16 protein-coding genes are annotated in these 15,526 nt (G+C 63.5%); 9 read left to right on the top strand and 7 right to left on the bottom strand.

Annotated features, from left to right (window positions below; translation table 11 throughout):
• Positions 1-12: 12 nt before the first annotated feature.
• A complete protein-coding gene (locus FGL95_RS02600) occupies positions 13-699 on the top strand; it encodes a TetR/AcrR family transcriptional regulator (RefSeq protein WP_169584605.1) in 687 nt (228 codons plus the stop codon).
• Between the two features lie 73 nt (positions 700-772).
• On the opposite strand, the gene FGL95_RS02595 is transcribed toward FGL95_RS02600, so the two are convergent.
• The 5 genes from FGL95_RS02595 to FGL95_RS02575 form a co-directional block, all read right to left on the bottom strand.
• Positions 773-1,771, bottom strand: coding sequence for an NADP-dependent oxidoreductase (locus tag FGL95_RS02595; RefSeq protein WP_169584604.1), 999 nt, complete (start codon positions 1,769-1,771; stop codon positions 773-775).
• 112 nt (positions 1,772-1,883) lie between these two features.
• Entirely contained in the window at positions 1,884-2,624 is a 741-nt protein-coding gene (locus FGL95_RS02590; protein ID WP_169584603.1) for a hypothetical protein, read from the bottom strand.
• The gene (locus FGL95_RS02585; RefSeq protein WP_169584602.1) at positions 2,621-3,472 is read right to left on the bottom strand and encodes an alpha/beta fold hydrolase; all 852 of its coding nucleotides are present in this window, start codon (positions 3,470-3,472) and stop codon (positions 2,621-2,623) included. The genes FGL95_RS02590 and FGL95_RS02585 overlap by 4 nt, the downstream gene beginning before the upstream one ends.
• Positions 3,469-4,335 (bottom strand): SDR family NAD(P)-dependent oxidoreductase, encoded by an 867-nt coding sequence (locus FGL95_RS02580; RefSeq protein WP_169584601.1) that lies wholly within the window; start codon positions 4,333-4,335, stop codon positions 3,469-3,471. Before FGL95_RS02580 ends, FGL95_RS02585 begins: the two co-directional genes overlap by 4 nt.
• A 217-nt stretch (positions 4,336-4,552) precedes the next feature.
• Positions 4,553-6,196, bottom strand: a complete 1,644-nt coding sequence (locus tag FGL95_RS02575) for an FAD-dependent oxidoreductase (RefSeq protein WP_169584600.1) — start codon at positions 6,194-6,196, stop codon at positions 4,553-4,555.
• Positions 6,197-6,419: 223 nt separating this feature from the next.
• Here FGL95_RS02575 and FGL95_RS02570 point away from each other — a divergent pair, with 223 nt between their 5' ends.
• From FGL95_RS02570 to FGL95_RS02545, 6 genes are all read left to right on the top strand, one after another.
• Positions 6,420-7,397: an enoyl-CoA hydratase-related protein gene (locus tag FGL95_RS02570; RefSeq protein ID WP_169584599.1), complete on the top strand. Its 978-nt coding sequence runs from the start codon at positions 6,420-6,422 to the stop codon at positions 7,395-7,397.
• Complete coding sequence (locus FGL95_RS02565) at positions 7,397-8,308, top strand: alpha/beta hydrolase (protein WP_169584598.1); 912 nt, start codon at positions 7,397-7,399, stop codon at positions 8,306-8,308. The genes FGL95_RS02570 and FGL95_RS02565 overlap by 1 nt, the downstream gene beginning before the upstream one ends.
• A 5-nt stretch (positions 8,309-8,313) precedes the next feature.
• A complete protein-coding gene (locus FGL95_RS02560) occupies positions 8,314-9,780 on the top strand; it encodes a class I adenylate-forming enzyme family protein (protein ID WP_169584597.1) in 1,467 nt (488 codons plus the stop codon).
• Positions 9,777-11,198, top strand: coding sequence for a WS/DGAT/MGAT family O-acyltransferase (locus FGL95_RS02555; RefSeq protein ID WP_169584596.1), 1,422 nt, complete (start codon positions 9,777-9,779; stop codon positions 11,196-11,198). Before FGL95_RS02560 ends, FGL95_RS02555 begins: the two co-directional genes overlap by 4 nt.
• Positions 11,199-11,265: 67 nt before the next feature.
• Complete coding sequence (locus FGL95_RS32710) at positions 11,266-11,391, top strand: hypothetical protein (protein ID WP_277351726.1); 126 nt, start codon at positions 11,266-11,268, stop codon at positions 11,389-11,391.
• The gene (locus tag FGL95_RS02545; protein ID WP_206071387.1) at positions 11,379-11,942 is read left to right on the top strand and encodes an alpha/beta fold hydrolase; all 564 of its coding nucleotides are present in this window, start codon (positions 11,379-11,381) and stop codon (positions 11,940-11,942) included. Before FGL95_RS32710 ends, FGL95_RS02545 begins: the two co-directional genes overlap by 13 nt.
• A gap of 447 nt (positions 11,943-12,389) precedes the next feature.
• On the opposite strand, the gene FGL95_RS02540 is transcribed toward FGL95_RS02545, so the two are convergent.
• Together FGL95_RS02540 and FGL95_RS02535 are read right to left on the bottom strand one after the other, a co-directional pair.
• Positions 12,390-12,854 carry a hypothetical protein gene (locus tag FGL95_RS02540; protein WP_169584595.1) on the bottom strand — a complete coding sequence of 155 codons (465 nt, stop codon included), beginning with the start codon at positions 12,852-12,854 and terminating at the stop codon, positions 12,390-12,392.
• 245 nt (positions 12,855-13,099) lie between these two features.
• A complete protein-coding gene (locus FGL95_RS02535; protein ID WP_169584594.1) occupies positions 13,100-13,573 on the bottom strand; it encodes a hypothetical protein in 474 nt (157 codons plus the stop codon).
• 319 nt (positions 13,574-13,892) lie between these two features.
• Here FGL95_RS02535 and FGL95_RS02530 point away from each other — a divergent pair, with 319 nt between their 5' ends.
• Together FGL95_RS02530 and FGL95_RS02525 are read left to right on the top strand one after the other, a co-directional pair.
• Entirely contained in the window at positions 13,893-15,044 is a 1,152-nt protein-coding gene (locus FGL95_RS02530) for a tyrosine-type recombinase/integrase (protein WP_169584593.1), read from the top strand.
• Positions 15,041-15,442: a hypothetical protein gene (locus FGL95_RS02525; protein WP_169584592.1), complete on the top strand. Its 402-nt coding sequence runs from the start codon at positions 15,041-15,043 to the stop codon at positions 15,440-15,442. Before FGL95_RS02530 ends, FGL95_RS02525 begins: the two co-directional genes overlap by 4 nt.
• Positions 15,443-15,526 lie beyond the last annotated feature (84 nt).

Genomic DNA, 15,526 nt, shown 5'->3' with positions numbered 1-15,526 from the left:
AAGCGTGAGGACATGTCAGAGGATCAGGCCACCGAAACGGTGCCGGAGCGGCTGATCAGGGCAACAATCGAACTGATCGCCCAGCAGGGGCCGTCCGCGATCAAAGCTCGCTCGGTCGCGTCGGCAAGCGGCTTGTCGACCATGGTGGTTTACCACCATTTCGGTGGGATTCCCGAGCTTATGCGTGCAGTGGTAGATCAAGCGTTCACGGACTTCGGACGTGCGCTCGCCGATGTTCCAGTCACCGACGATCCGGTCGCTGACCTCTTCGCGATGGCGCTGACCTGCCGGGACGTCGCCCAGCAGAATCCGCACCTTTACGACCTAATGTTCGGACTGTCGACCCGTGCGACCTACCGGCCCCTGTCGGATGCAGATCTCCGGTTGAGTGGACATTCACCTGCTTTCCAGAGTGCTTACGTTCACCTTGTGGCGGCGTCCGAGCGTCTGGTGAACTCTGGCCGAATCTGTCCGGAGGCGGTCGAGGTGGTTGCGGCTCAGTTATGGAGTTTCGTGCACGGTTACGTCACCCTCGAACTCGCCGGACACTTCACGGAGTTCGACGATCCAGCTGGTCAGGTTCTGCTCCCCATGGGCATCACTTTCGCTGTCGGACTTGGCGATACTCGCGAGCGGGCAACAATCTCGCACGCAGCGGTGGTCGCCGGCACCGGCTTGCACTCCCGTCGGTCAGGGTGACGCCAACGGAGCAGATCCTCTTTGAACGCGAAGTGCGCGTAGACGCGCCGTTGGTGAGCCTTGCATCGATGCCTCAGTCCATCGTGATGACTATCTTGCCGTTGGCTTTGCCCTGCTCGACGAACGCCATTGCTTCGAGGGTCTGGTCGAACGGGAAGGTTCGGTCGAGGACGGGTCGGAGAACGCCGGCGTCGTATAGGGCGGCGAGGTCGCGCAGCTGCGCTCCGCTTGCGTGCATGAAGAAGAACGAGTAGGTCACGCCGAGTTTCTTGGCGGCGCCGCGAACCTTGCGGCTGAGGAAGTTCATCGGCAGGCCCATGAAGAAGGGCAGACCGAGCTGCTTGGCGAACCCCGCGTCGGGTGGGCCGGCGACACCGACGGCGAGCCCGCCCGGCTGGAGGATCGTCAAGGACTTCTCGAGGTTCTTGCCGCCGAGCGAGTCCAGTACGAAGTCGTAGCCGGACAGCACCTCGGAGAAGTCCTCCTTGGTGTAGTCGATGACGACGTCGGCGCCGAGCTCGCGCACGCGATCGACGTCGCGGGTGTGAGCGGTGGTGGCCACGTGGGCGCCCAGATGTTTGGCGAACTGGATGACCGTGGACCCGAGGCCTCCGGCGCCCGCATGAATGAGAACCTTCTGGCCAGGCTTGATGTTTGCGCGGTCGACGAGGACCTGCTGTGCCGCGAGTGCGACAAGGGGGACTGCGGCGGCCTCGTGCAGGCTCAATGCGGCGGGTTTGAGTGCGACGTCGTCCTGGTTGATCGCGATGTACTCGGCGAAGGTTCCGATATGCAGGTCACGAGGCCGCGAGTAGATCTCATCGCCAACCTTGAAACCGCGAACGGCCGACCCGACCTGGGTGATGACCCCGGCGACGTCATGGCCGAGCACGAATGGCGTCTTGTACTTGAGCAGCTGCTTGAACTCGCCGTTGCGGACCATTTTGTCCAGGGGGTTGATGCTCGCTGCGCTCACCTTGACCAGGACGTCGTTGGCACCCACGGTCGGCTGAGGTACGTCCGCGGCGCGGAGTGTGTCCGTGCCGTATTTTTCGACGACGAATGCCTTCATGTCGATCTGCTTTCTCGTAGCGTCCGGCTGCGATCAACCGGATGTAACTGTGTTGTGTAAGTGGCGAGTGGATGCTGTCGAAGGCCGGTGATGCCCGCCAGGACGGCGGACGTCACAATCCTCCGCGGTTTGCCGGTGGAAGGTTCGGATATGCGGGTGAGTCGATGCCCAGCGACCCGGTTGATGCGACGGGTCGAACTTGGAGGAAGACTCCGACGCGATGGGCCTTGGCGGTTTGTGTGTGCTTCATGGCGGTGGCGTGGCCGCCGGGCTTGTACGCATAGTCCAGGGCCAGGGCGTAGGTCTTCCACAAGCTGATCGAGGTGTGCTCGAACGGCAGTTGCGATGAGATGTCGACACTCCCGCGATGCCCGGGATGATGGGCGGCGCGGCTGGCTGCGTGCATGTTGTTGCGCAAGAAGGTACCGAGTTCGCGACGGTGCAAGATCCCGTGCACGATCGCCACCATGGGCTCGTCCTTGGTGAGGGGTTTGGCTCCCTCGGGTCGTGGCACCCACCCGTGCCAGTTGTCCCGCTCGGATTCCGAATCCACCCTGACCCGGACCAATTCGCCGTCGAGGCTGAAGCGACCCGGGCCGTCGACGGCTCGACGCAGTGGTCCGCGAAAGGCAGCCTCGGCGGCCTCAGGTGATTCCCATGCCGCAACCAGCGCGCCCCCTCCAGGAATGATCGCCGGGATCAACGCGTGGGTGCCGTTGTTCGAATGGTTCACCGTCGCGCCCCGCAGTCCGGGGGTCTGCTGGAGTTGGCGTCGGAGGTTGAGCCACCAGAGAATGCGGCCGCCGGGCGGTCGCTGGAAGACGTCGATGGTCACGAAATCTGGCGAACTCATCGCGCCACCGACGATTTGCTCGCCAGAAAGTCGAGCACTTCAGGTACGAACGCTCGATGGTGCTGGAAGATGCCGCCGTGTCCGGAGTTCGGGTAGATCCGCAGGGTGGCGTTCGGGAGGCGGTTGGCCAGGTCCGCAGAGAGCTTGCTGGCGACCATGAGGTCGTTGTCGCCGTTTGCGACGAGGACCGGAACCGTGATTTTGGACAGGTCGTCCGGGGCGTGAAGTCCGCCGCCGGTGATGGCACGAAGTTGGGCCAGGCGCGCCTGTTGGGAGATCGGCTGGTCGCGGTCGGCAGTTCGCTCGGCGAGGCGGGCGAAGTAGTCGTTGGCGGCCTTCTTCCCTTCGGCGTTGCGTGGGAAGAACAAGAAGTGTCGTGGATCTTTGCGGGTGAGGAACGCCTTGGCGTAGGCGCCGCCGACGATGAACGGCATCTTCCAGATGCCGCCTCCGCCGCGTGGTCCGGTGCCGGCGAGCACCATACGGCGTACGAGATCGGGAGCCTGAAGAGCGACCATCTGTGCGACGGCACCGCCGACCGAGAAGCCAAACAGGTCGACCTTGTCGTAGCCGAGCGCTTTGATGAATGCGATTGCGTCCGCGCCCATCTCTTCCAGGTCGGTGGGGACTGTCGAGCCCGTCGAACCGACACCGCGGTTGTCGAAGGCGATCACCTGGTGGCGGGCGGCCACGCCATCGATGATGCGCGGATCCCAGTCGTCGAGGACCGCCGTGAAGTGGTGCAGGAAGACAACCGGCACCCCGGTCGGGTCACCTAGCTCGCGGTAAGCGAACTTTGTGCCGTTGACGTCGATGGTCCGGGTGGGGGCGGTGCGCCAGGTTGTCATGCCAGTTCCTTCTTGCTCGAGTTCGTGGTGCGGTTGTCGAGGCGGGCGAGCACGTCGAGGATGCGGCGGTCGCGGGTGAAACGGGTGTCGAGGGTGGGGCCGAGCAGGCCGCGCAATACCGAGACGGGTCGCCAGAGTCCTGGATGAACGACCACAGACGATCTGGCCTGGATGCCGTCTACAAGTGCGGTGGCGGCCGATGCTGGGGTGACCCGTTTGAGCATCGGTTTGGGAAGGGTCGAGAGCAGGTCCATCACCACCGGGTCCTGGTCGACGCCGTTTTTGATCATGTCAGTGTCGACGAGCGAGAAGTACGCCGTGAGCACCGAGACGTGGTGGTCGGCGAGTTCTACGCGTAATCCTCGCCCGAGTTGTTCCACGGCTGCCTTGCTCATGGCGTAGGGGATGGTTCCCATGCCGTTGAGGAAGGCGAATACCGAGCTGATCAGCACGATCTGGCCCTGGCTGACGATGACCGGCTCGAGTGCTGCTTGGACCGTGTTGGCGACTCCTGTCACGTTGACGGCCAAGGTCGCTTCGAGGTCGGCGATCGGCGTGTTGCGGATCGTTGCGGCCTTGGCGAGGAGGCCGGCGTTCGCGATGACGATGTCGAGGTGGCCGAATCGATCGATGGCTTGGGCAACCGCGTTGTCGAGTGACGCGCGGTCGCGGACGTCGGCGACGCAGCCGAGGACTTCGCCGGGCAGTTGGGCAGCTCGAGCGGGGGTCGCGGGGTCGATATCAGCAATGGATACCTTCGCGCCACGCTCGAGGAGTTCGCGCGTGGTTGCTGCGCCGATGCCGCCGTTGCCGCCGGTGATCAGGACGACTTTGCCGGCCAGGTTGGTGGACGTGCTGCTCATTCCATCCCCCGGAGTTCACAGGGGAGGTCGAGTATGTCGGCGAGCATTGGCATTTCGGGTCCTCGTTCACATTGGCTTATGATCATACTATTATGAACATAATGTCATCTTGAATGCAAGGCCCTGCTGATGAAATCCTGGGCCGAGAGGTGCTCCTGACACGGAACGACGGTCGGAGAGCGGCAGCACCGCTGGATCGGGAATTCGACCGGCTTTCTTACCTGCACGTCTCGCGAGCGAATTCTCGTGCCGCGGGAACGTGCGCCATTGCATGCTCGGCGAGTGCGGTGATCGTGAGTGCTGGATTCACGCCCGGGTTGGCCGGTAGTGCGGCTGCATCACAGACCACCATGTTCTCGTAGCCGAAAACCTTGAGTTGCGTGTCGAGGACTCCGGAACGGGCGTCGGCCCCAATTGTGGCGCCGCCGAGGACGTGTGCAGTCATAGGAATGTTGCCGAACGCTTCGAAGATGCTGCTCTGTGCAATGCCGCCGGTCCGTTCAGCGACCCACTTCGCCACCTGGTGGCCAATCTCGAGATAGGTCGGAGCGGGCCGCTCGCTGTCGACGGCAGTCGTGAGTCGATAGCCCCGACCGAAGCGGCGCTTGGTGGCCTTGAAGCGAATCGCGTTGTCGCGGGCCTGCATGACCAGCATCATCAAGGTTCGACTGCTCCATCCCTGGCGCATGGTCTCGACCCACTGGCCGGGGTGATGGGCAACAGTGCCCAGCCAGTTGGCCAGACGCTTGGGCACTCTGCCCTCGCCGGTGAGCAGGGTGAACATCAGGCGCATGAAGTCGCCGTGTTGCCCATAGGTGAGGAACTCGATCTGAGTGTCCCCATCGAGAATGACCCGACTGCTCGCTGTGACGTCGCGCCACGTTTGCCGGTCTTCGGGCAGCAAGACCGACAAAACGGCTTCACTGTTGGTCCGGACCAGGGTGCCGAGCCGATCGCTGATGCGGGGGAGCGAGCCTCGATGTTTGCAGTCGGCAAGTAGCTCGTTGGTCCCGACGGCGCCGCCGGCGAACACCACGCCCCGGGTTGTGATGGTAGTTCGGTCGCGTGTGAGTGGTGAACCGGGCCGCTGGGTGGTAACGCGATATCCGTCGCGCCCATCGGGTGAGCCGATCGGGGAGACGTCGATGACCTCGCGTTCTGCAGTGATCTGAGCGCCCCGTTTCTCCGCGAACCACAGGTAGTTCTTCGTCAGTCGATTCGCGGCGCCGACGCGGCAGCCGACCATGCATGAACCGCACCGCGTACAACCGGTTCTCGCCGGTCCCTCGCCGCCGAAGTACGGATCGTCGACCCGCACTCCCGGCATGCCGAAAAAGACGCCGACCGGTGCGGCAGAAAAGGTTTCGGTCGCCCCGAAGTGCTCGGCGACCTCGCGCGTGAGCCCCATGGTCACCGACTCCCACGGGGTGGTCTGCACTCCGAGCATCTGCTCGGCAGTGGCGTAGTGCGGGTCGAGTGTCTGTGCCCAATTCCCTAGCGCGCGCCACTGCGCGTCCTGAAAGAACTTCTCTTGGGCTCGAAACAGCACACCGCCGTAGACGAGACTGCCACCGCCGACACCCGTCTGGGTCGAGCTGAAGACGTGCCGGAACGGGCGGTTGCGCATGATCCCGCGCAGTCCGAATGCGGGTGCCCAGAGAAATCGACCCCGATCCGATGCCGAGGCCGGAAGATCCTCGTCCGCGTAGCGACGTCCGCGTTCGATGACAGCCACTCGATAGCCCTTCTCGGCGAGGCGCAGGGCAGCCACGCTTCCGCCGAAGCCTGAGCCGATCACCACCCAGTCGACGTCCGGCGCTGGACTGGGGTTTGGGCCGCTGTCGTGACCGGTTTTCATCATGGGAACTCCTAGAAGTGGCTGACTCCAGCAATGTAACTTCGTTATGAGGCCCGGGTCAACAGTCTGCACACACTCCTGTAACTTCGTTATATTTCTCGATCGAAGTCATTGCCTTCTCTACTATAACTTGGTTATAGTCATTGCAGCGATCGCGATTCCGAGCAGAAAAATGAGTCGTGAACAGCGAGAACTCCAAGACCTGCAATTCGAAGGAACTAGCGAAGTGACACAAGAAGTCAGAGGCCACCTCGAGATCGAGGACCGTGGCGCCGTGCTCGTTGCCCGCATCGACGGCGGTCCGCTCGGCCTGTTCGGCAACGACATCGCCGAACAACTCGAAGCGCTGGTGGAGCGCGCCGACAACGACCCGAACATCCGCGCGGTGGTGTTCACCGGAACCCATCCGACGCGGTTCGTCAGCCACGCCGAGGTCCGCTGGCTCCAAGAAGGCGGCGCGACCGTTCCCTCGGTCGGTGTCAAAGGCGCCTCCGCGCTTGCGCGCACCGCCAAGGGAGTCAACAGCGTAGGCGGACTCAAAGCCGTGCTCGGCAAGACGCCCCTGTGGCCGGCTATCCAGCTCGAACGCGTGCACCAGACCTTCCTGAAGATGAACCGCAGCGGCGTGATCTTCGTGGCCGCCCTCAACGGTTCAGCACTGGGCCTCGGTGCGGAATTCACGTGGGCCAACGACCTGCGTGTCATGGCGGATGGCGACTACTTCATCGGCCAGCCCGAAATTTTGCTGGGCATCATGCCCGGTGGCGGCGGCACACAACGCTTGACTCGCCTGATCGGCACCCACAAATCCCTGGTCGCGATCCTCGAGGGCAAGCCCTTCACTCCCGCCGAGGCCTTGGCCAACGGTGCGGTTGACGATGTGGTTCCGCAGGACCAGGTTTTGGAGAGGGCGATCGAACTCGCGCAGCACTTCGGTTCGCGCCCGAAGGGATCCGTTGCCGCGATCAAACGGTCGGTCTACTTCGGCGGATCGGCATCGCTGGAGGATGGCCTGCACATCGAGCGCGCAGAGTTCCTCGCCACCGCGCTGTCCAAGATCGGCCAGGAACTGATGCTCGACTACATGGCCACCACAGACGCCGACGGTGAACTGCCCCTCTACAGCCCCGGCGTCTTCGACGCCGCCCTCCAAGCAGGCACAGTGCCCGGCCTGCGCAATGCAGAAGCAAAGGTAGTCCGCTGATGTCATCAACACCTGCCTATATCCGTAAAGACGTCACCTTCCGCTCGGGTGAGGACACCTGCGCAGCCTGGCTCTACTTGCCTGCCGGAGTTGCGAATCCACCCGTGGTGATCCTCGGCCACGGACTTGGCGCGACCCGCGAGATGCGCCTGGACGCGTTCGCCGAACGGTTCGCCCAGGCGGGAATCGCCGCGTTCGCCTTCACCTACCGGCACTTCGGCGACAGCACCGGCGAACCCCGCCAACTGCTGTCCATCAAGCGCCAACTCGCCGACTGGGACGCCGCGATCGCGCACCTCGAGAGTCGCCCCGACGTCGACGGCACACGCCTCGCAGTGTGGGGGAGTTCCTTCGGCGGCGGACATTCGATCACCGTCGCCTCCCGCCACCCCGAACTTGTCGCCGCGATTTCGCAGTGCCCGTTCACCGACGGGCTCGCCTCGGCGATGGCGCTGGGCCCCAAAGCGACCGCGAAAGGAATGCCGACCCTCGCCAAAGATCTGGTCGCCATGGTCCGCGGCGGCGAGCCAGCGATGATTCCGCTCGCGGGACCACCCGGATCACTCGCGCTCATGAACGCCCCCGACGCACTTCCCGGCTATGAAGCGCTCGTTTCGCCGAGCATGCCGTTTCGCAACGAGGTCGCTGCCCGCGTCATCCCGACGATCGTGGCCTACCGGCCGGGCAAGTCGGCCAAGAACGTCAAGATGCCGATCCTGTTCTGCGTCAGCAACACCGACTCCGTCACCCCGCCCGAGGAGACGATTCGCTACGCACGCACCGCACCACACGCAGAAATCAAGACCTACGACGCCGGACACTTCGCGTTCTATCTCGGCGAACCATTCGAAGAGATCGTCGCCGACCAGATCGAGTTCCTGACCCGCCACCTGAAGTCGAAAGCCCGCTAACCGCAATGCATTACAGCACTCTGCCGGACAACCGGGCGGCCCGCGACCCGGACGGACACGCGATCTCCGACGGCCGACATTGGCTCACCAACGTCACCTTGCTCGAGCGCGTCCAAGCGGCCGCCGGTCAGCTGCATGGCCTCGGAATCGGCCCCGGCGATGTCGTGGCACTCGAGCTCCGCAACCGGCCCGAGTTCGTCGTGCTGCTCTTCGCGGCCTGGCGCATCGGTGCAACCGTCACACCGGTCAACCCGGCCCTCACACCAACCGAAGTCGACCGCCAGCTAGCCGACTCGGACGCGCGCCTGCTCGTTGTCGACGGCGACGCCGCCCCGGCCATAGTGCCGACACTGCACGTCAGCGATATCGCCCACGAGCCAGTTGACCCCGGGCCCAAGCCGCACTCGGACCAGTCCGCTATCGCGCTGCTGATCTACACCAGCGGAACCACCGGTACGCCCAAGGGCGTCATGCTCGACCACGCCAACCTCGACGCCATGACGGCCATGGGCGAAGCGGCGCTCGAAATGACCGCGACCGACCGCAGCCTGCTGATCCTGCCGTTGTTCCACGTCAACGGCATCGTGGTCAGCGTGCTCACCCCGCTGCGCGCGGGCGGAAGTGTGGTCATCGCCGACCGATTCAACCCCAGGACCTTCTTCGCCACGATCGAAAGCGTGCGCCCGACGTTCTTCAGTGCCGTGCCCACGATCTACAGCATGCTTGCTGCACTGCCGGACGAGGTGAAGCCGGATACCTCTTCGGTTCGATTCGCCGTGTGCGGGGCCGCCCCGGCCTCGGCCGAGCTGCTGGCCCGCTTCGAGAACCGCTACGGATTTCCACTGCTGGAGGGCTACGGGCTCTCCGAAGGAACCTGCGGCTCGACGATCAACCCCGTCTCCGGGGTGCGGAAAGCCGGCACCGTCGGAATTCCCTTCCCCGGACAGGAATTGCGCATTCTCGATCCCGACGGCAACGAAGTTGCGCAGGGCGAAAACGGGGACGTCGTGGTCCGAGGCCCGAACGTCATGCGTGGCTATCTCGGCCGCGCCGACGACACAGCAGCGGTCATCGTCAATGGATGGCTGCGTACCGGCGACGTCGGGCACCTCGACGCTGACGGCTACCTGAGCCTGGTGGGTCGGTCCAAGGAGATGATCATCCGCGGCGGGGAGAACATCTACCCCAAGGAAATCGAGGACGTGCTCGCGGGAGAACCCGCAGTCCTCGAAGCCGCTGTCATCGGCGTACCCGACCCAACCTGGGGTGAGATCGTGGTCGCCTACGTGCAACCGCGACCCGGTTCGACCATCGATCTGCAACAGCTCGAAGAGCGCTGCGCCACTCATCTGAGCAAGTACAAGCGCCCCAAAACGATCCACGTCCTAGACGCGCTGCCCAAGAACGCCGTAGGCAAGATCGACAAGAAGGCGCTCCGCGGGACGCGTATGCCATCGGGGCAACCCGCATGAGTAAGCAGACCCGTAGCCCGATCAAACACCCGCTCAATCTCGTCGACCGTGGGTTCTTCCTGTTCGAATCCGACGAGGCGTACTGCCACGTTGGACTCCGCGCGATCTTCACCCCGCCTGAGGGGGCCGGCCCGGAATTCGTCCGCGAACTCGTCGCGAGCATGCGTGAACGACACGACGTCGCCCCCACGTTCACCTACACCCTGGCCCATCATCTCCCGCCGCTGCTGCTCGGACCGTGGCTGCAACTCGACCCCACCGCGGTGGACCTCGACTACCACTTCCGGCACTCGGCACTGCCTCGTCCGGGCAGTCAACGCGAGCTGGGCATCCTCATCTCCAGGCTCCACTCGCGTCCGTTGGATCCCAGCCGTCCGATGTGGGAACAACACATCATCGAAGGACTCGAGGACGGTCGGTTCGCGCTGTACTTCAAGGTCCACCACGCGCTCATGGACGGCGTTGCCGGGACCCAGGCCTTCATCAAGAGCCTGGCCACGGACCCGGCCAATCCCGTTGCGCGTCCGATCTGGACTGTCGACCCGCACAACACCGGCGCCGGCCCTTCGGTCCAACCGAGGATTGCCACGTTGTCGACGGGTCTGCGAGGAATAGTCGCCGGGGTCGCCGACGCCGGCAGACTGGTCCTCGACGCCGCCAAGAAGGTATCGGAGGTACGCGATCCCAAGAACGTCCTGCCATTTGGCGGACCAACCTCACCGACGCTGAACGGCAGAATCAGCCGACAGCGCCGAGCGGTCACTCAAACCTATGAACTGACTCGCCTCAAGGCCGTCTCGGCCGCGTATGGGGTGACGCTCAACGACGTCTTTCTCGCGATATGTGCCGCTGCCCTTCGCCGCTATCTCGAGGACATCGGAGAGCCGCAGGTCCGCAGCCTCACTGCCGGTGTCCCGGTGTCCCTACGCCAGCCAAATGTGGCCGCGGGCGGCAACGCGGTCAGCATGGTCCTCGCCAAACTACACACCGAGCTCGCCGATCCGGTCGAGCGTCTAAACGCGATCAATCGATCCACCAGCGACGGCAAAGCAGCCTTGATGCGGAAATCGCCCGCTGCGAGGGAACGCGAAGCTGTCCTGATCGCTGGCCCCTTGGTGGCGCAGTCACTGCTCGGGATCGCGGGCCGAGGCGGTCTGCCACACGCGAATCTCGTGCTGTCGAACGTTCCAGGCCCGCCCGCGCCGCACTACCTCGGCGGAGCCACGTTGGAAGAGGCCTACCCGCTGTCCATGCTCATGCACAGCCAGGCCCTCAACATCACTGCGTTCTCGACCGGCGGTCGGCTGAACATCGGCATCGTCGGCTGCCGCGACAAACTCCCGCATCTGCAGAGAATGGCGAACTACCTCGCCGTCGCCCTCGCTGAGCTCGAAGCCGTCGCCAAGACCCACGTATAGCAACCCAATCCAAGAAAGGCGACCGCTGAGTAGCCCGCGGGATAGCGGCGGCGACCATTCCGGCTGCATGTTATTAGCCGAAGCCGCACTCGTGACGCAGAATCTGATGACGGTCCCGAGCCAGCTCACCCCGCACCTGCACATACCCGTTCAGGAGATCACGATGGACGCCTCGTCGGCATGGCAGGTGTGAGTGCGCGTGCCTTGCAGATCGGCTTCGGCGACGTGGTCGGGATGTCGTCGATGACCTACCTTCGCAGCGTCCGCCTCGATCGTGTTCATCTGGAGTTGTGTTCCGGCGTAGCGCAATCCGTCACCGACGTCGCTGCTGGTTGGAACTTCTTCCACCCAGGTCGTGCTGAAACGTCTCCGATGGAAGACGCCGAATCGCTCCCGGTAGTGGCCGGAAACCGTCTCGCCGCTGACAGGTGGACGCCATCAGCCGATCCGCGCGGAACAGTTGTGTTGTTGCATGGCGGTGGCCAGACCAGGCACTCCTGGGTGCGCACTGCGTCGCACCTCGCCGACCACGGCTGGCTCGTCTTCAACGTGGATGCTCGCGGACACGGCGCCAGCGAGTGGCCGCCAGACGGTAGCTATGCGCTCGTCGATTTTGTTGCCGATCTGCGCGCAATTGTCGGTGCGCTGGACCGACCGCCGGTACTCGTGGGTGCCTCGCTAGGCGGTCGAGCAGCGCTGGTAGCCGAAGGGAAGGTCCGGGACTGTCAGTCGGGCTGGTCTTGATCGATATTGCACCGCGTATCAACCGGGACGGCGAGAAGCGAGTGCAGACTTTCCTCCGCCTCATGCAGGCCTACAAATGGGTGAATCCCTTCCTCGCGCCGGGCAACGGTCACCCGGCGTCGGCGGTTTCTTCGAGTGAAATTTCGCCTCGACGCCGGGTGACTTCGTCCACAAGTACATGATGTCGGCAGCGGCATTGCGCCCGTCGTCGGCGGAATCTCAACGGTCTCGTCGGCGAGTTGTCGGTATTCATGCGGCATGAAAATTGCTGACCTGGGGGGGAGGGGTTCTCGCAGTAGTCCAGCGAGCTTGCGGACCCGATCGCGGCCGCCTGACCCTCCCTAGATACAGAGATTGCTACAGAACTAGGGAATCAACTGCACTGACGTTGGGTAGGTTTCCCGTCGCAGAATTGGCCGTGATCAGCGAGTATCGGAGATTTCCCTACTACGTGATCCAGCGATTGGTTGTGTACTCACGAATTGGAGTCTGCCTCGACGGCAGAAACCATCGGCGGAACCGCTTGTAGCGTTGGGCATAGCCGCCGTACTTGTCGCCGGGGCGAATGTAGGCCAGTTGGTCATTCGGAAACTTGAACACCAGACAGCCGTGAGCCTCGATGCGAGCCGGAAGTTCCGGACCATCGATATCAACTCCGTTGTCGCGTTGGTACTCGATATCGAATCGCTGCACGCTCGGGTCATCGGTGTAGATTCCCGCGTTCGCGATCGTCGCAGCCTCGGCCCCACTGTTCACGACGATCAGATGGGCCGTGTAACCGCCCGACGTCTGGCCAACTACGACCCCCTGCCGCATGACGACCGCCACGCGGGGCCAGCGAATCCACGTGGCCAGAACTTGCCAGCCGATCGCCGCGACCGAGAAGACGAGCGCCCAACCAGCAACCCCCATGGTTGCAGTCTTCCGCATCGAGTCGGCCCGGCCAGGTCGACACGCCGACAGCATATTTCGCGGGCATCCCCGTCATCCAGGGCGGCCGGTTTCGGGCGTCAGCGTCGATCTCGGGCGGCCTCAGTGCGCCAGTCGGGGACGAACGACGCCGGGCCGAAAGCCTTGCGGCCCTGGCCTGTCGGCGAATCGTGATCGTGATGAGCGCGTCGATTTGAGGGCTTTATGTGGCGAAATTTGACAGCTTCTCACGGCTTGAATCGCGGCTCGGTCATGTAAAGCCCCACGCCTGCATCCGTCATTGTCATCGTGTCGATCACGCAGACGGTCACAAGGCCGTTTCGGAATTCGGTGATCAAATCGTCGGACGCCATTTCTGCACCCTTCTCGTCCACCTGTCGCGCGCTGGTGAGCATGTCCGCCGCCAGGACCCACTGCTGTTTGCCGCTCATGGCGGTTTTGAACTGGCTGCAGGTGGTCTCTTCGTACGGCGTCGTCCAAGTCTGTTTGTACTTGTCGGCACCTGACTTGGGCGGCGTGTACTCGGCCGGGCTCGTCGGCGGCGGCGTGTTCTCGACGGCACTGCTCGGTGGCGTCCACGTCCGGATGCTAACGACCACGCTGCTCGTGTCGGTTTGTGAGTCGCCGTCCGACGATCCGCAGCCCGCGAGTAGCGGTAGAAGAACGGCAACACAGGCCAGGGCAACTCTCGGCGCGCTCATTTGGCGGACCTTACGGCGCGGGCAAGTCGTGAGGGTGCCAAACACGTCAGGCGAGCCGAGACGCCAGGAACACCGACAAACGACGGCGCGATGCGTGTTCTGTATCGCGCCTTATCAATTAGCCCTGATAACCCGTAGGAACAGGTCAGGCCCCCTCGAAAGGGGGCCTGACCTGGTCTAACTGTGGTGCGCGATACTGGGATTGAACCAGAGTCATATGCTCGGTGCGTTTCTGTTGTTTGACCAGCATTTCTAGGCAGCTGACCTGCATGTTCTTCGAACAGTACCGCGAGCCACTAGTGACCACAAGCGGCCACAGATGTACTCTCCTATTGCATGTTTATTGCATGGGAAAGCAGGCTCGGTGACGCGCAACCGAAGAACGTTCGGCAGGCTCCGACAGGTCAAACCGTCGAACCGATGGCAGGCCGCTTACGTCGGGCCGGACGGCAACGTGCACAAGGCACCGTCGACGTTCGGTGCGAAGGTCGACGCCGAAGCATGGTTGACCGACCGCCGCCGCGAAATCGACCGCGAACTCTGGTCACCATCGAGCGGGCAGGAAGAGGCGCCGAGCGCGACCTTCGCTGTGTTCGCGGAGGCATGGTTGACGCAACGCACTCTGAAGTCCCGAACCCGCGCCCACTACCGAGACATCCTCGATGACTACCTGCTGCCGACGTTCGACGACACCGACATCCGACTCATCACCTCGCCATCGGTCCGAAAGTGGTACGCCACTGCGGCACTCGGCAAGCCGACCACCAGGGCGCACGCCTACGGGCTGCTGAAGTCGATTCTGACGACCGCCGCAGGGGATGGGCTGATCCCGTCGAACCCGTGCACGATCGTCGGTGCTGGGACCTCGAAGCGAGTCAAGAAGATCAAGCCCGCAACCCTGCCCGAAATCGAAGCATTGGTGACGGCCATGCCCGACCGCTACAAGGTGATGACCTTGCTCGCCGCGTGGTGCGGACTCCGGTTCGGTGAACTAACGGAGTTGCGCCGCAAAGACATTGACACAAAGAACGGTGTCGTCAGGATTCGCCGCGCCGTTGTCCGCGTTAGTGGTGGGTTCGAGGTAACGACACCGAAGTCCGATGCCGGTACTCGAGACGTCGCGGTTCCTCCACACCTGATGCCAGCGGTAGAGCGACACTTGATGGTGCACACCGATTCTGGCCGCGATGCGCTGCTGTTTCCCGCGCAGCACGGTGGCCACCTGGCGCCCTCAGCGCTCTACAGGCAGTTCTACAAAGCTCGCGATGCTGCCGGGCGACCAGACCTCCGCTGGCACGACCTGCGGCACACAGGAGCGGTCCTCGCGGCCTCGACGGGGGCGACGCTCGCCGAACTGATGGGCAGGCTCGGGCACTCGACGCCGCAGGCTGCATTGCGGTATCAGCACACTGCAGCCGGACGCGATCACGCTATCGCGCAAGCCCTCTCGGCAATGGTGCGTGCAGAATGAACGACGAGTTCGTCCGGGATGTTTTCGACAGCGCTCACGCTGCGCACGCCCGACGAGTCCGACTCTACGAAGAGCTGGTACGCACGCGGAAACTGAAATCCCACCTCCTGCTGACCTATCGGGGCCGAAACTGCCGCTGCGCACTGCTGCACATCCTCGACACAACCGAAGGCGTGCTGGTCGGCCACCCACCGGGCAAGGTGTCCACATCACGCGCGATGAAAGTTGACGGCACTCCCCAAAACCGAACCAAGCGAGCGGCATTCTTGCTGCGGGACTCTCCGGGACCGGAGCGGTTCGGTGCGAGATGCGACCATGTCAGCGAAATCGTCACCGCCGAACAGATACGAGCTGACCTGGCCGCGAATCGCCGTGGCGCCGAGATCCAACTTCCATGAGTGCGGACTTAGTTTATTGAAGGGGTCGGCAAACTTGCCGAGCCGCTGTAAAGTTGAGACACAGCCGAACACTGTTGGCCCGGC

Source organism: Antrihabitans stalactiti (assembly GCF_012932915.1).
Taxonomy (GTDB): domain Bacteria; phylum Actinomycetota; class Actinomycetes; order Mycobacteriales; family Mycobacteriaceae; genus Antrihabitans; species Antrihabitans stalactiti.
This window is presented reverse-complemented; position numbering and strand designations above follow the sequence as displayed.

Coding starts and splice junctions, on each gene's coding strand:
- FGL95_RS02600 (WP_169584605.1), top strand. CDS start 13: ATGTCAGAGGATCAGGCCACCGAAACGGTGCCGGAGCGGCTGATCAGG.
- FGL95_RS02595 (WP_169584604.1), bottom strand. CDS start 1,771: ATGAAGGCATTCGTCGTCGAAAAATACGGCACGGACACACTCCGCGCC.
- FGL95_RS02590 (WP_169584603.1), bottom strand. CDS start 2,624: ATGAGTTCGCCAGATTTCGTGACCATCGACGTCTTCCAGCGACCGCCC.
- FGL95_RS02585 (WP_169584602.1), bottom strand. CDS start 3,472: ATGACAACCTGGCGCACCGCCCCCACCCGGACCATCGACGTCAACGGC.
- FGL95_RS02580 (WP_169584601.1), bottom strand. CDS start 4,335: ATGAGCAGCACGTCCACCAACCTGGCCGGCAAAGTCGTCCTGATCACC.
- FGL95_RS02575 (WP_169584600.1), bottom strand. CDS start 6,196: ATGATGAAAACCGGTCACGACAGCGGCCCAAACCCCAGTCCAGCGCCG.
- FGL95_RS02565 (WP_169584598.1), top strand. CDS start 7,397: ATGTCATCAACACCTGCCTATATCCGTAAAGACGTCACCTTCCGCTCG.
- FGL95_RS02560 (WP_169584597.1), top strand. CDS start 8,314: ATGCATTACAGCACTCTGCCGGACAACCGGGCGGCCCGCGACCCGGAC.
- FGL95_RS02555 (WP_169584596.1), top strand. CDS start 9,777: ATGAGTAAGCAGACCCGTAGCCCGATCAAACACCCGCTCAATCTCGTC.
- FGL95_RS32710 (WP_277351726.1), top strand. CDS start 11,266: ATGTTATTAGCCGAAGCCGCACTCGTGACGCAGAATCTGATGACGGTC.
- FGL95_RS02545 (WP_206071387.1), top strand. CDS start 11,379: ATGGCAGGTGTGAGTGCGCGTGCCTTGCAGATCGGCTTCGGCGACGTG.
- FGL95_RS02540 (WP_169584595.1), bottom strand. CDS start 12,854: ATGGGGGTTGCTGGTTGGGCGCTCGTCTTCTCGGTCGCGGCGATCGGC.
- FGL95_RS02535 (WP_169584594.1), bottom strand. CDS start 13,573: ATGAGCGCGCCGAGAGTTGCCCTGGCCTGTGTTGCCGTTCTTCTACCG.
- FGL95_RS02530 (WP_169584593.1), top strand. CDS start 13,893: ATGTACTCTCCTATTGCATGTTTATTGCATGGGAAAGCAGGCTCGGTG.
- FGL95_RS02525 (WP_169584592.1), top strand. CDS start 15,041: ATGAACGACGAGTTCGTCCGGGATGTTTTCGACAGCGCTCACGCTGCG.